The 14097-nt window shown below is 65.6% G+C and carries 13 protein-coding genes; 9 read left to right on the top strand and 4 right to left on the bottom strand.

Translation table 11 applies throughout. From position 1 onward, the window contains the following. Window positions 1–28 precede the first annotated feature (28 nt). The gene (locus tag ADBZ9K_RS25610) at window positions 29–742 is read right to left on the bottom strand and encodes an MgtC/SapB family protein (RefSeq protein ID WP_526625043.1); all 714 of its coding nucleotides are present in this window, start codon (window positions 740–742) and stop codon (window positions 29–31) included. A gap of 96 nt (window positions 743–838) precedes the next feature. Further along, window positions 839–3070, bottom strand: a complete 2232-nt coding sequence (locus tag ADBZ9K_RS25605; protein ID WP_526625042.1) for a molybdopterin-dependent oxidoreductase — start codon at window positions 3068–3070, stop codon at window positions 839–841. 168 nt (window positions 3071–3238) lie between these two features. On the opposite strand from ADBZ9K_RS25605, the gene ADBZ9K_RS25600 reads away from it, so the two are divergent. After that, on the top strand, window positions 3239–4339 hold the full coding sequence (locus tag ADBZ9K_RS25600; RefSeq protein ID WP_526625041.1) for a ferritin-like domain-containing protein: 1101 nt from the start codon (window positions 3239–3241) through the stop codon (window positions 4337–4339). 21 nt (window positions 4340–4360) lie between these two features. Here the strand turns inward: ADBZ9K_RS25600 and ADBZ9K_RS25595 are convergent, their stop codons facing one another. After that, window positions 4361–5182, bottom strand: coding sequence for a glycoside hydrolase family 16 protein (locus tag ADBZ9K_RS25595; protein WP_526625637.1), 822 nt, complete (start codon window positions 5180–5182; stop codon window positions 4361–4363). A 601-nt stretch (window positions 5183–5783) separates the two neighbouring features. Between ADBZ9K_RS25595 and ADBZ9K_RS25590 the strand changes: the two genes are divergently transcribed. The 6 genes from ADBZ9K_RS25590 to ADBZ9K_RS25565 all read left to right on the top strand — a co-directional run bounded on the left by ADBZ9K_RS25590 (window position 5784) and on the right by ADBZ9K_RS25565 (window position 13134). Next, on the top strand, window positions 5784–7271 hold the full coding sequence (locus tag ADBZ9K_RS25590) for a hypothetical protein (RefSeq protein ID WP_526625040.1): 1488 nt from the start codon (window positions 5784–5786) through the stop codon (window positions 7269–7271). 283 nt (window positions 7272–7554) lie between these two features. Then, entirely contained in the window at window positions 7555–9192 is a 1638-nt protein-coding gene (locus tag ADBZ9K_RS25585) for an ABC transporter substrate-binding protein (protein WP_526625039.1), read from the top strand. Beyond that, the gene (locus ADBZ9K_RS25580; RefSeq protein WP_526625038.1) at window positions 9192–10202 is read left to right on the top strand and encodes an ABC transporter permease; all 1011 of its coding nucleotides are present in this window, start codon (window positions 9192–9194) and stop codon (window positions 10200–10202) included. Before ADBZ9K_RS25585 ends, ADBZ9K_RS25580 begins: the two co-directional genes overlap by 1 nt. 3 nt (window positions 10203–10205) lie before the next feature. Next, the gene (locus ADBZ9K_RS25575) at window positions 10206–11168 is read left to right on the top strand and encodes an ABC transporter permease (protein WP_526625037.1); all 963 of its coding nucleotides are present in this window, start codon (window positions 10206–10208) and stop codon (window positions 11166–11168) included. Further along, complete coding sequence (locus ADBZ9K_RS25570; RefSeq protein WP_526625036.1) at window positions 11165–12154, top strand: ABC transporter ATP-binding protein; 990 nt, start codon at window positions 11165–11167, stop codon at window positions 12152–12154. Before ADBZ9K_RS25575 ends, ADBZ9K_RS25570 begins: the two co-directional genes overlap by 4 nt. Beyond that, entirely contained in the window at window positions 12151–13134 is a 984-nt protein-coding gene (locus ADBZ9K_RS25565) for an ABC transporter ATP-binding protein (RefSeq protein ID WP_526625035.1), read from the top strand. Before ADBZ9K_RS25570 ends, ADBZ9K_RS25565 begins: the two co-directional genes overlap by 4 nt. 6 nt (window positions 13135–13140) lie before the next feature. On the opposite strand, the gene ADBZ9K_RS25560 is transcribed toward ADBZ9K_RS25565, so the two are convergent. Next, window positions 13141–13389 (bottom strand): hypothetical protein, encoded by a 249-nt coding sequence (locus ADBZ9K_RS25560; RefSeq protein WP_526625034.1) that lies wholly within the window; start codon window positions 13387–13389, stop codon window positions 13141–13143. A 200-nt stretch (window positions 13390–13589) separates the two neighbouring features. On the opposite strand from ADBZ9K_RS25560, the gene ADBZ9K_RS25555 reads away from it, so the two are divergent. Together ADBZ9K_RS25555 and ADBZ9K_RS25550 are read left to right on the top strand one after the other, a co-directional pair. Next, window positions 13590–13829 carry a hypothetical protein gene (locus ADBZ9K_RS25555; RefSeq protein ID WP_526625033.1) on the top strand — a complete coding sequence of 80 codons (240 nt, stop codon included), beginning with the start codon at window positions 13590–13592 and terminating at the stop codon, window positions 13827–13829. A 46-nt stretch (window positions 13830–13875) separates the two neighbouring features. Next, complete coding sequence (locus tag ADBZ9K_RS25550; RefSeq protein WP_526625032.1) at window positions 13876–14097, top strand: hypothetical protein; 222 nt, start codon at window positions 13876–13878, stop codon at window positions 14095–14097.

The following is a 14097-nucleotide window of genomic DNA, read 5'->3' as shown; positions in this document are numbered from 1 at the left end:
ATCTATCTCGGACTAACGAGACGAGAAATCAGTCGACACCGCTCAAGTCCTCCGCGGTCCAGCGAACCGCGGTGACCGGGGGTGAGGTGATGACGTTGGCCAGGGCCTCCTCGATCGCATGGTCGTTGCGGTCCTCGGCCACCACGACCGCCACCACTCGCACCTCGTTTTCCGCCACCAGGTCCTCGGCCGAGATCGACCGGATTGCGAACTCGGGGCGGGTGATGGCGTCAACCACCAGTGCGCGCACCTCGCTCTCCGCCTCGGCGCGGCACCGCACTTCGAACCGGTATTCGGTCTGGCCCCCTTCGGTGCCGAGCTTGCGATGACGGTCGAGTGCCAGACTCAGGGGACGCAGCAGGACGTTGGCGGCGATCACCGCGACGGTGCCACCGGTGGCGGCGACGAACATGCCGGCGCCGGCGAGCGATCCGACGGCGGCGGAGGCCCAGAGCGTCGCCGCGGTGTTCAGTCCGGAGATGCTGGCGCCCTGTTTGATGATGACGCCGGCGCCGAGGAAGCCGATACCGGATGCGACCTGGGCAGCGACCCGGGTCGGATCGCCGGATCCGAACGCGTAGGCACCCATCATGACGAAGAGCGCCGAACCCAAGCTGACCAGCGCATTGGTCCGAAGCCCGGCCATCTTCGACCGCCACTGCCGCTCGAAACCAATCGCGCCGCCAAGGCCGACACCAGCGAGGATCCGCAAGCCGAATTCCAGGTGATAGGTATCAATCACGCAAAACGAATACCAGCGGCAGGTGAACTACTGGTGCACGGCGGCAACGGTGCGGTCGTCAGCCGTCGACATCGCCAGACAGCCGGGGCTCGGCCATCACCGAACCGCGCCGCTACGCGGATCCGACCGGACCGCTTCCGCCCGGCTAACCCCGTCGGAGCCAAGCGCTACCGGCTCCACGCGCACCGCAAATCCGTTCAGCACTGACATCCCGGCCAGCACTTCGATGTCCTCGACACGGTTCGAGGTGAGCTCATTGACGTTGGCACCCCCAGCCGCATTCGCCAACTGCCAGCCGCCGCGGTGTCCCCAGCCCGGCGGGATGGCGATGGTGCCCGGCATCATCTCGTCTGTCACCAGCGCCTCGGTCTCGATCGCGCCGTGCGCCGAGATAATGCGGATCTGCTCGCCGTCACCGACGCCGGCCGCCTGGGCGTCGACCGGGTTGATCCTGACCCGGTGTCGGCGCTGGCCTTTCATCAGGGTCGGGCTGTTGTGCATCCAGCTGTTCTGCGAGCGCAGTTCGCGCAGGCTGATCGCCAGCAGCGGGAACTGCGGGTCGGGCGTGCGGTAGCGCAACCGGCCCACTTCGGCGACGATCTCCGGCGGCGCCAGGTCAACCTTCCCGTCGGCATGGCGCACCACCTCGGCCAGCACCCCGGTGGGGGTGTGCTTGGCCAGCAGCAGCCCGTGCGGATATCTGGCGAGCCGGCGCAAGTTCAGCCCGCCGCGCCGCAGCCCGAACCGGTCGCCGTAGCGTCCGGTCCGCAGCAGCAGCGACATCACGGTGCGCGGCGTCATCCGCAGCCCGCGGCGGTCCAACCACGCCAGCACCGGATTCAGCCGTTGCATGGGCCCAGTCGCGAACAGCGACAAACCCATTCGACGAGCCAGCTCGTCGTAGATCTGCCACTCCTGGCGGGCCTGGCCGTAGGGCGCCACCACCGCCTCGGTGGACTGGACGAACACCGACGGGCTGCACGAGGCGAACACAATCGGCAGATCGTCGCGTTCAAGCATGGTGGTGCACGGCAGGATGTAGTCGGCGTGGCGATTCGTCTCGTTGACGTAAAAGTCAAGCGAGACAAGGAGATCCAACTGCCCGATCGCGTCCTCCAGCTCGTTGCTGTTGGGCACCGACAACACGGGGTTACCCGCGGTCACGAACAACGCGCGGAGCTGGCCGTCGCCCGCGGTGGTGATCTCGTCGGCCATCACCGCTGCGGGGAAAGCCCCGAACACCTCGGGGAATCCCCCGATCCGGGAATGCTTGGTGGCGTAGCTGAGCTTGCCGGCCCGCTCACCCATCTCCTCCAGCGGGATCACCGCGTGCGACATCAGGCTGCCGCCGGGCCGGTCCAGGTTTCCGGTGACCACGGTCAATGCGTCGAGCAGGAAGCTGACCAACGTGCCGTGGTGACCCAGGCATGCGCCGGTACGGCCATAGGCGGCCGCACTCGGTGCGGCGGCAAAGTCGCGGGCCAGCTGGCGCACCGTGTCCGCCGCCAGCCCGGTGTAGTACGCGGTGCGTTCCGGGACGAAATCCGCGCACAGCTCACGCAACGTGGTGAGTCCGCGGGCCTGCTGCGCGGCGACGGGCTTGTCGAGCTTCTCCTCGAACACCACGTTCAGCAGCGACAGCAGCAGCCAGGCGTCGGTATCGGGCCGGATCGCCAGATGTTCATAGGACTTGGCCGTCTCGGTGCGCCGCGGGTCGATCACCACCACACGTCCGCCGCGCCTGACGATATCGGCCAGGTCATCTTTGATCCGCGGCGCGCGCAGGGCACTGCCGTGGGAGACAAGGGGATTGGCGCCCAGCATAAGCAGGAAGTCGGTGCGCGGCAGGTCGGGGAAAGGCATCTGGCTTGCCGCGCCGTACAGCAGCTTGCTGGCCACCCACCGGCTGTTGATGTCTTGCGATCCCGCCGTGTACAGGTGGCCCATCCCGATCCGGTCCCCGAACAGACCCATCCAAATGCCCGCGGCGTACCCGAAGGCGGCCGGATTGCCGATGTACTGGCCCACCGCAGAGCCGCCGTGTTGGTCCAGCACCCTGGTGAGTCGGGCGGCGATCTCGTCGAGTGCGGTATCCCAGCTGACTTCCTCGAATCCGCCGTCAGCGGTTCGGCGCAGCGGATGGAGCACCCGGTCCGGATCGTTCTGAATGTCGGTGAAGGCGATGCCCTTGGGGCATGCCCGCCCTCGGGACAACGGGTTGTCAGGATCCGGACGCAACGTCACCAGCCGCTCGTCTTCGACCGTGGCGATCAACCCGCACATCGGTTCGCAGATACGGCAGTAGGTGACGCGTTGATCAGCGGACATGACACTCCTTGAAAACTGTCTGTGAGTGGTGTCACACAACGTACGGGCTAACTGGACAGGTGTCCAGCGCCACCGGATCGGCCGATCCTTGACGTCGCCGCCCCACCGGGCGCACTGTGAGAGTCGTCACATCAGCCACCCGAGCGCACGGGAGAGAGGCGGCAGCTCATGACCACCAGGGACAAGTACACCGAGGTTCCCGAGCCCTTCTTCTGGCAAGTTCCGAGCGCTGGCGACGCGCGTTTCACCTGGGAGTACGACGAGGGGCGCTCGCGGCTGCTCTCCCTGTATCAGAAGGGCAAGGACAAGCAGTGGGACGCCCAGTCGCGCATCGACTGGGCCCAGGACGTCGACCCGATGAACCCGGTGGGGCTGCCCGACGAGTTTCATCCGCTGTTCGGCAGCCCGGTGTGGGAGGCCGCAGACGACAAGCGCCGCGCCGAGTTACGCCAGCACAACCAAGCCTGGAACTTCTCGCAGTTCCTGCACGGCGAGCAGGGGGCGATGGTGTGCGCGGCCAAGATCGTCGAGGTCGTCCCCGATATGGACGCCAAGTTCTACGCGGCCACCCAGACCATGGACGAGGCCCGGCACGTCGAGGCCTTCTCCCGGTTCCTCCAGGAGAAGGTCGGCCTGGTCTACCCGATGAATCCGAACTTGAACACCCTGCTGGCCGACACCCTGAGCGACTCACGCTGGGACATGCCCTATCTGGGCATGCAGGTGCTGATCGAGGGACTGGCGCTGGCCGCCTTCGGGACACTGCGTGACTTGGCGGCGCCGGAATCGCTGGCCAAACAGCTGTTGGCCTATGTCATGCAGGACGAAGCCCGTCACGTCGCCTTCGGCCGAATCTCGTTGAAGGACTACTACTCCGCGCTGACCGATGCCGAACGCGGCGAGCGGGAGGAATTCGTCGTGGATGCCTGCTACCTGATGCGCGACCGGTTCCGCGGCGAGGAGGTGTTCGAAACCCTGGGCCTGGACGTCAAGGAGTGCGCGGAGTGGGTGGACAACTCTCCGCTGATGATCCAGTTCCGCTCACACCTGTTCAGCCGCATCGTGCCGATCGTCAAGGACATCGGGCTGTGGGGCGACAAGGTACAGAAGGCGTTCCGCGACATGGGCGTTCACGACATGGCTGGTTTCGACATCGATGCGCTGATGAAGGCCGACGAAGACCAGGCCGAGGCACTGGACCAAGCGCACGCCGAAATGGCAAGCCGGGCAGCCGAGGTGGATCAGGTGATCGCGGCGGGTGCAAGCTGACCGCGGCTCAAGGCGTAGGTCCTACCAGACCCGCACGTAGTCGACGAGCATCTCCGCCGGGTAGGTACCGGGCCGGGGATCGCCGCCGCCAGACCCGCTGACCGCCAGATTCAGCACCGGGAACACCCGATACTCCGGAAGGTTGAACGGCCAATCGTCGAGGGAGAACGACGGAACGGTGAAGTACGGCTCGGCCCCGTCGACGTAGTCCTGCCAGAAGTACATCCCGGCGTCGTTCCAGGTGACCCGCCAGGTGTGCCAATTGGAATCCACACGAACGGGAGTCGTCGCAAACGACGTGCCGTCCAGACGAGCGTGAACCGTCGTCCCCGACGGCCACTCGCCGTTGCCGTACCACTCGACCAAGTCGACCTCGCCGCCCACTTCGGGATGGTCGTTCATCAGCCACCAGGCCGGCCAGGCGCCCGCGGTCAGGCAGTTGAACTTGATCCGGGCTTCCCAGGTGGTTCCGATGCCACCCCACCAGTTGCCGACGACCTTGCCGCTGACGTACTTGTTGTCGTTGCGCGTCGCGCGGATGACGAGGTTGGAGTTGCCGTCGAGAAAGACGTGCTCGCGGTCGTCGCGGTACTGACCCATGTTCTCGGGGCGGTCCCAGAACACCGGGTTCTTGATGAGCTCACGTGCCTTGGCGATGTGCCACTTCGATGCGTCAGGCGCCGAGCCGGCCGGCCCGTCGAACTCGTCGTGGAACAGGTAGGCCGGCGTCGTGGCGTTGGGGGCCGGCGCTTCGGGGCGGGGGGCGGCTCCGGCCACCGGGGTTGGCAGCGCAGCGGCGACTGCACCGAACCCCGCCATCAGCATCAGGCTTCGACGATCAATATCGGGCACCGCTAAACCATAAAGCCGAATCCTCGGCGCGGGCGTATCCGGGGGCGTCAGGTCGGCACCGTCGCCGGATCGCCCTCCGGTGAGGTCGCCCCACGCCACCGTTGAGCTGCATAAACGGCCGCCACGTCGACGACATCACCCCCAGCAAACAACGGTGCTGTGTCGTCTTCGAGGCGCTGTCCCACGGGCAATCGAGCCGCCGGCGCCGCACCCCGTCACGCGACCGACCGCCTCTAGAACTTCGGCCCGGTTACCCGCTCTGCTGGCAAAGGAAGCACGGCGCGCCGCGGCGGTCCCGGCGCGGACACGCGGCGCGTCGCGACGACGCCGCGCCGACGCCCGACCCGGCGCCCCACCAGCCATCGACGCCGATTCGCCGCGGCCTGGAGCGGGCCACCGCCGGGCCGGCAAACCGTCGCCGACCTCGAATTCCGGGCCAGCCGCGACCGTCCCGCGCACCGCCGACAACACCGCCGCGTAACCCTGGGTTTGCCGGAGGGCAAGCATCGGGACCGACCTCATCCACCTGTACGGGTGGTTCTGACCTGCCCGGTCGTTTACTATGCCCGTGAAGCTAGCGAAGGGGCAGCAAATGGGGTCAAGCAAGTACGTCGGTTACGTCGGCGGGGTCGCGGTAGCGGTGGGGGTAGGTGCAGCCGTCGCGGCCGCCAGCCAGGGCGTCGCAAGCGCCGACACCGACAAGGCTGACTCCTCCAGCGCCTCGGATTCGGCAAAGGTCGATTCCGGTCCCAAGAAGGCGGCGACCGGCGCCACCAAGCGGGCCAAGCCGGTGTCCAAGGTGGGTGACAAGGCCGCGAACGCCAGCGACGGCGTGAAGAGCGCCGCGGCCGACGTCAGCGCGGTCTCACAGATCCCGGCGCTGTCGAGCGTCGCCAAGCCTGCCGCGGCCGTGTTCGAGGCCGCCCAGGTCGAGAAGCTGCAAGGCCTCTTCCAGGGCACCGGTCGGGCGGCGCCAAAGGCCGCCGCCGCCGTCTCCGATACCAACACCACCGACACCACGTCGACCACCACCCCGGTGGCCAACGCCGACACGCCCGCGGTGCCGTGGAGCCCCAACCCGTTCCGGCCGATGCCGCCGGAGCCGGCGCCCCAGGACATGCCGGGCCCGATCTGGACGCTGGAGCAGTCCTTCATCAATGTCTTCCCCGACCTGCTCAAGCCGGTGTCGCGCGAGGGATTCGAGCTCGGTTATCGCCTGACCCAGATGATCCCGTGGGTCAACGTGGTCGTGCCGTTGACCAACATCGTGACCGACCTGCCGAACGCCTTGCAGGGCGACAAGCTCGCCGCCCAGCGGGTCATCAACAACCTGATCGTCACGATCCACCCGGTCGCGGTGCTCTACTACGGCTACAACGAGATCGCCGACGTGCTGAACATCGAAGCGCAGGCCCTGCAGCTGCAGACCTGGGCCATTTCCACGGCGTGGAACATCCTGGACCCGTTCGCACTGCTGCACATCCGCGGCGAGTCCGGGCTGCCCCTATCGACGAGCACGCCGCCGCCGTACCCGCCGGACCCCGCCGAGAGCGCCGCCGCCGAGCAGAACGTGGTGCTCGCCGCGGCCGTCACACCAACCGCCAGCAAGAGCAACTCGGACTCCGGCATCGGTCTGCCCCAGGGAGCGACCGATCCGTTGCGGGCCGACGACCCGGATCCCGTCGGGATGCCCGCCGCGGCACTGGCCGCCGAAAAGGCGCTGGTGGCAGCATTCCCCGCGGAGGTCCAGCCGCTGATTCGCGAGGTCTACGAGGCCAACTGGCGGGTTACCCAGATGATTCCGGGTCTCAACGCCGTCATCCCGTTGACCACGCTGCTGCCGTCCCTGTTCCAGGCCTTGTTGGGTGACAAGGACACCGCACAGGCCGCCATCAACAGCGTGCTGATCACCACCACCCCGCTGTCGGTCCTGTACTACGGCTTCGACGAGATCGCCGATGTGCTCAATGCCGAATCCGAAGGCCAGGCACTCAAGTCGGAGATCTTCGCCCAGGCATGGGACGAACTCGATCCCAACGGCCTGCTGCACGTGCTGGGGCACTCCGGCATCCCGACGTAATTGATCCGACTTCGGATGCACCCACCGGCCGCCCCGCAAATCGCTAGCGCGGCTTGACATCTAACGACTGAACCGCCCCCTACCGGCACGTTGGCAGCGGGACGGCGACGTCGGCGCCCCAGTAGCACCGCGTCAGCAAGCATCTGTGCGGTTGCGCTGCGGCCCTGCACCACAGCGGCCGCTTCCTCCCCCGGATGCGGACGTGCGGTTCTGCCCCCAAGATCTAAGAGTTACGGCAGAGTGACTTAACTCAGTCGAACTTGTTGTCGGATCAGGGAGCAATATGAACCTGCGCACGATCGTCGCCGTTGGAACCGTCACGGCGTTAGCCGTCTTCGGCGTCGCCGCCTGTGGTGGCAAGGGCGGTGGCGGAAGCAGCCAGGGCGGTGAGATCAATGTGTCGATGACGTCGTTCCCCGACTACATCGACCCGCAGCTGTCCTACACCCTCGAAGGCTGGGAGGTGCTGTGGAACGTCTACACCCCGTTGCTGACCTACAAGCACCAGAAGGGTGACGCCGGTACCGAAATCGTCGCCGGCCTGGCCAAGGACATGCCCCAGATCTCGCCGGACGGCAAGACCTACAAGCTGACATTGCGGCCGAACATGAAGTATTCGGACGGCACTCCCATCAAGGCTTCAGACTTCACCTACGCCATCAAGCGCCTGTTCAAGGCGAACTCGGGCGGTTCGGTGTTCTACGAAGGAATCGTCGGGGCAACGGATTTCGCCGACGGCAAGGCCGACACCATCAGCGGCATCACCACCGATGACAACACCGGAGACATCACGATCCAGCTGGAGAAGCCCAATGGGACATTCAACAGCGTGCTGGCGTTGATGTTCGCGTCGCCGGTGCCACCTACCACGACACTGGACAAAGACGTCACCAACAATCCGCCGCCGTCCAGCGGGCCGTTCGTCATCACCAAGGTCAACGCACCGAACACGCTGACCTTGGAACGCAATCCGCAGTTCAAGACGGTCAAGGACGCTGGGGCCTCCGAGGTCGCCGACGCCCAGGTCGACAAGATCATCGTCACCCAGAACAAGAACAACTCCTCGCAGGTCACCGGCGTCGAACAGAACCAGATCGACTTCATGACAGACCCGCCGGACGCCGATCGCCTGCCAGAAGTGAAGGCCAAGTACAGCAACCGGTTCCGGCTCGAGGACTCGATCAACACCTACTACTTCTGGATGAACACCCAGAAGGCGCCGTTCAACGATCTGCGGGTGCGCCAGGCCATCAACTACGCAATCGACCCAGAAGCGCTCAACCGGGTGTTCGGTGGCCGTCTGCATCCGACCCAGCAGATCCTGCCGCCGGGGATGCCCGGCTACGAGGAGTACAAGCTGTATCCGGGCCCGGACCTGGATAAGGCCAAACAGCTTCTGGCTGAGGCGAATCCGGCAGACAAAGACATCACCGTGTGGACCGATGACGAGCCCGACCGCAAGCGCATCGGGGAGTACTACCACGATCTGCTCACCCAGCTGGGCTTCAACGCTCAATTGAAGGTGATCGCCGGCGACGTCTATTTCACGACGATCGGTAACACCTCGACGCCGGATCTGGACACCGGATTCGCCGACTGGTTCCAGGACTTCCCGCACCCGGACGACTTCTTCCGCCCGCTGCTCAACGGTGCGAACGTCCTGCCGACGAACAGCAACAACTTCTCTCAGGTCAAGCTGCCTGAACTCGACGCCAAGCAGGATTCGCTGCTCACCCAGCAGCTGACCGATGACGTCAAGAAGCAGTACGCGGCGCTGGACAAGGCCTACATGGAGCAAGCGGTGTGGGCGCCCTACGGCAACGAGGAATACACCACGTTCCTGTCCGAACGGATGAACTTCGATAAGTCCTATCACCATCTTCTGTTCAACCAGGACTACACCTCCTTCGCGCTGAAGTAATGGCGACTCCCATCACGGATGCGGCGGCACCCGCCCCCGCCGCCTTCCGGGGCCGCAGTCCCTGGCACCTCGCCTGGAACCGACTGCGGCGCAACAAGGTAGCGATTGGTTTTGGAATCCTCTTCCTGCTGATCGTCGTGTTCTGCCTGGCGGCCCCCCTGTGGGCCGACCATGTTGCACACACCAGCCCCAACCAGAACCACATCACCGACAAGATCCTGATCGACGGCCAGCTGACCAACATCGTCTCCCCCGACGGCACGCCACTGGGGCCCGGACTTCGCGGCCAGTACCTGCTCGGCGCCGACCAGAACGGTCGCGACGTGATGGTACGCCTGATGTACGGCGGTCGGACCTCGATCTACGTCGGCGTCGTCGCGGCGGTGATCACCACGGTGCTGGCCGTGATCGTCGGGATGCTGGCCGGCTACTACCGCGGCTGGATCGACTCAGTGCTGTCCCGGATCCTGGACGTGGTCTGGGCTTTTCCGGTGTTGCTACTCGGGATAGCACTGGGCACCACGCTGGCACTGGGCGGGCTCAAGCTCGGCGGCCTGCAGATCGCCGGTGACTCGCTGTGGATACCGATCCTCATCATCGGTTGCGTCTATGTGCCCTACATGGCCAGGCCGATCCGCGGCGAGATCTTGGCGCTGCGTGAGAAGGAGTTCGTGGAAGCCGCTGTGGCCCAGGGCAAAGGCCCGGTTCAGATCATGGTGTCTGAGCTGCTGCCCAACGTTATCTCGACGATCATCGTGTTCTTCACCCTCAACATCGCCAACAACATGCTGCTGGAGTCGGCGCTGTCGTTCCTGGGTGCCGGGGTGCGACCGCCCAACGCCTCGTGGGGGACGATGATCGCCGACGGTTATCAGACCATCTACACCGCTCCGCACCTGACAATCGTGCCGGGCCTGATGATCGTGCTGACGGTGCTCTTGCTCAACGTGTTCGGAGACGGACTGCGCGATGCCCTGGACCCCCGCGCCAAGATCCGGCTGGAGCACTGATCCATGGTTCGGTTTATCGCTCGACGTCTGATCGGCATGGTCGCCGTGCTGTTCGCCATCTCGGTGATCGTGTTCCTGATCTTCAACGTGATCCCCAATTCCGACCCGGCGGCGCGGATCGCGGGCAAGAATGCCAACCCGGCGCTGATCGCCCGGGTCAGTGCCGACCTCGGTCTGGACCGGGCGCTACCCATCCAGTACCTGACGATGATGAAGCAGATCTTCACCGGCGAGCTCACCTCCTACGCCAGCGATCAGAATGTGGCACAGCAGATTTGGAATGGCCTGCCGGCGACGTTGTCACTGACCATCGGTGCGGCGGTGCTGTGGATGGCGCTGGCGGTGTGGTTCGGCTACCTGAGCGCGGTGCGCGCGGGCGGCTTCACCGACCGGGCACTAACGATCCTGTCGCTGGTCGGCATCTCAATGCCGGTCTTCTGGCTGGCCGCGATCCTGTTGTACTTCTTGAGTTTCAAGGCTCAGCTGTTTCCCACCGGCAGCTATGTGCCATTGACCGAGGACCCGCTGGGCTGGCTCTATCACCTGATCCTGCCGTGGATCACGCTGGCCGTGCTCTATGTCGGCTTCTACAGTCGCGTGCTGCGCTCCAACATGCTCGATGCCATGAACGAGGACTACGTGCGGACCGCGCGGGCCAAGGGAATATCCGAGCGGCAGGTGCGGATCCGGCACGTGCTGCGCAACTCGATGATCCCGATCATGACACTGTTCGGGCTGGATTTCGGCGCCGTGGTCGGCGGCGGTGCCATCCTCACCGAGACGGTGTTCAACCTCAACGGTGTCGGGCTCTACGCCGGTCAGGCCATCGGCAAGCTCGACCTGCCCCCGCTGATGGCGGTGACCATGTTCGGCGCGTTCTTCATCGTCTTCTTCAACACCGTCGTTGACGTCCTCTACGCCATCCTGGACCCCCGGATCCGCCTCGGAGAGGCCGCACCCGCGTGAGCCCGATCCTGACTGTCTCCGACCTGCGGGTCAGCTTCGCCACCGATGACGGTGTGGTGCACGCCGTCGACGGGGTGTCCTTCGACGTCGCGCCAGGTGAAGTCGTGGCCATCGTCGGCGAGTCGGGCAGCGGCAAGAGCGTGACGGCGCAGACACTCATCGGGCTCACCAGGGCGTCCAACGCTCGGATCACCGGGTCGGTCACCTTCGAGGACCGCGAACTCACCGAGCTCCCCGACAGCGAATTGCGCCGGGTACGAGGCGAACACATCGCGATGGTCTTCCAGGATCCGATGACGTCGCTGAACCCGGTGTACCGGGTGGGCGATCAGATCGCCGAGATGATCCGCGCGCACCGCGAGGTGTCCAAGTCCGAAGCGCGGGCCCGAGCCGTCGACCTGTTGAGGTCGGTCGGCATTCCCAATCCCGAGCGTCGGGTGCGTGACTATCCGCACGAATTCTCCGGCGGGATGCGCCAGCGGGTGATGATCGCCATGGCGCTGGCGCTGGAGCCCGAGGTGTTGGTGGCCGACGAGCCGACCACCGCGCTGGACGTGACGATCCAGGCGCAGATCCTGCAGCTGATCGATTCGCTTAACCGCGACCGCAACCTGTCGGTGGTGCTGATCACGCACGACCTCGGGGTGGTCGCTGAGCTGGCCGACCGGGTGCTGGTGATGTATGCCGGACAGATCGTCGAGGACGCCACGCTCGACGAGTTGTTCTACAACCCGCAGCATCCCTACACCTGGGGACTGCTCGGCTCGATCGCCCGTCTCGACGAGGCCCGTCCGGAACGGCTGACCCAGATCGCCGGGGCGCCGCCGTCGCTGCTGAACCCGCCGACGGGTTGCCGGTTCGCGTCGCGCTGCAAGTATGCCTTCGACAAGTGCACGCAGCCACCGACTTTGGAGTCCCGCATCGACGTCACCGCTCATCTGGATCGCTGCTGGCTGGATCCCGCCGAGAAGGCGGCCCAGCGATGAAGGGCGACCCACTGCTGGAGGTCAGCGACCTCGTCGTGCACTTCCCGATCAAGTCCGGCATCGTCGTCGACCGTGAAGTGGCCCGAGTGCACGCCGTCGACGGCGTCAGCTTCACGTTGCACGAGGGCGAAACACTGGGCCTGGTCGGCGAATCCGGCTGCGGTAAGTCGACGTTGTGCCGCGCGATCCTGCAGCTGGTGAAACCCACATCCGGCTCGGTCCGATTCGAGGGCCAGGAACTGGTGGGCCGGTCCCGCAAGGACATGCGGCCGCTGCGACGCCAGATGCAGATGATCTTCCAGGACCCGTTCGCCTCGCTGAACCCGCGCAAACGGGTCGGCCAGATCATCGGCGACCCGCTCGAATTGCACGGGCTGGCCAGCGGAGCGGAGTTGAGGCGACGGGTGCAGGAACTGCTCGACCGGGTGGGGCTACAGGCCGAGCACTACAACCGTTATCCGCACGAGTTCTCCGGCGGGCAGCGCCAGCGCATCGGCATCGCCCGTGCGCTGGCGTTGCAGCCAAAGCTGATCATCGCCGACGAGCCGGTTTCGGCGCTCGACGTCTCGGTGCAGGCGCAGATCGTCAACCTGCTCGAGGAGTTGCAGGATGAGTTCGGCCTGTCCTACCTGTTCGTCGCCCACGACCTCGGCGTTGTGCGGCACGTGTCGGATCGGGTCGCGGTGATGTATCTCGGCAAGGTCGTCGAACAGTCGCACGCTGACGGGCTCTACGAGCATCCGCTGCACCCGTACACGCACGCGCTGCTGTCCGCGGTGCCGATCCCGGACCCACGACGGAATCTGGCGCGCGAACGCATCACGCTCGAGGGTGACGTACCCAGCCCGATCGACCCGCCGTCGGCATGCCGATTCCACACGCGCTGCACCTCCGCCACCGACGTGTGCCGCACCGAGGAACCGGCGTTGGCCGAGCTGGAGCCGGGGCATTTCGCGGCCTGCCACCATCCCCGGCTGTAGGGCCGGTCAGTAGGCGCCACCGGTGTCGGAACTAGATCCGCGGCCGAACGGCACCGGAGAATTCCACGCCCCCGTGCCGTATGGCACTGAGGGATCGGTGCCGTAGGGCACTTGCGGGTCCGTGCCCGTCTGTAGGCACTGATAGGCCATCGGGCAGGACGGGGATGTGTCGGCTGCTGTGGCGGCACCCGCCGTCCCGAGTGCCAGGACCGTGAGCGTGCCGACGACTGTCGCGATGATGGTGGATCTGTTCATGATGGACTCCCTGTGTCATCGACGCAGATGGACGTGACAATCACAGTTTTGCGCTGAGATCGGTCCAGGGCATTGCGGCTGGCACCCGCCGCGTATTCCGGCTACCCGGAAGACTCCCGCGCCGTTGCCGAAGTGGGTTTCAACCGGCGGCGGGATGGGGATATACCAAGCCATCACCACACCGCGAGTGAAGGACTGTGATGAACGGCGACAACAATGCTGCGGGCGAGGCACTCCGATCGGTCGGCCTACTGCTGAATCTCACCGCGATCGTGGCGTTCGCGTTGTGCCTGAGCACGTTGGGCACCCGGGGGCCAGTGCCATCTGGCTTGGCGGCGGCAGTGGCCGTCGTCGCGTTCCTCGCCAGCCTGGTGTGTTTCGCCGCTGATCGCCGGCGCTACGAGGAGAGCCTGGCAGCGGTGCCCGTCCGAAAGCTATGAGAGTGCCGACACCCAACGCATCCTCACCTGAGGGCATACTGCCGGTATGGCATTCAAGGTCTGGCTGACCGATCGGGATACCCCGCAAGACTGTGGTGACGGCGACGTCTACGACTTCCTGGCCGGGGGCGTGCTGGCCGTGCACTATTCGACACCAGGCCGTTCATCGGACTACTACCCGCCCGGTCGCTGGGCGCAGGTATCCGCCGAGCCCAACCATGTGCCGGGTGACCCGGCCAACATCTCGACGGGCCCTGACTTCGACTGA

Origin of the sequence: Mycobacterium sp., assembly GCF_965229265.1 — a bacterium.
Classification (GTDB): domain Bacteria; phylum Actinomycetota; class Actinomycetes; order Mycobacteriales; family Mycobacteriaceae; genus Mycobacterium.
This window is presented reverse-complemented; position numbering and strand designations above follow the sequence as displayed.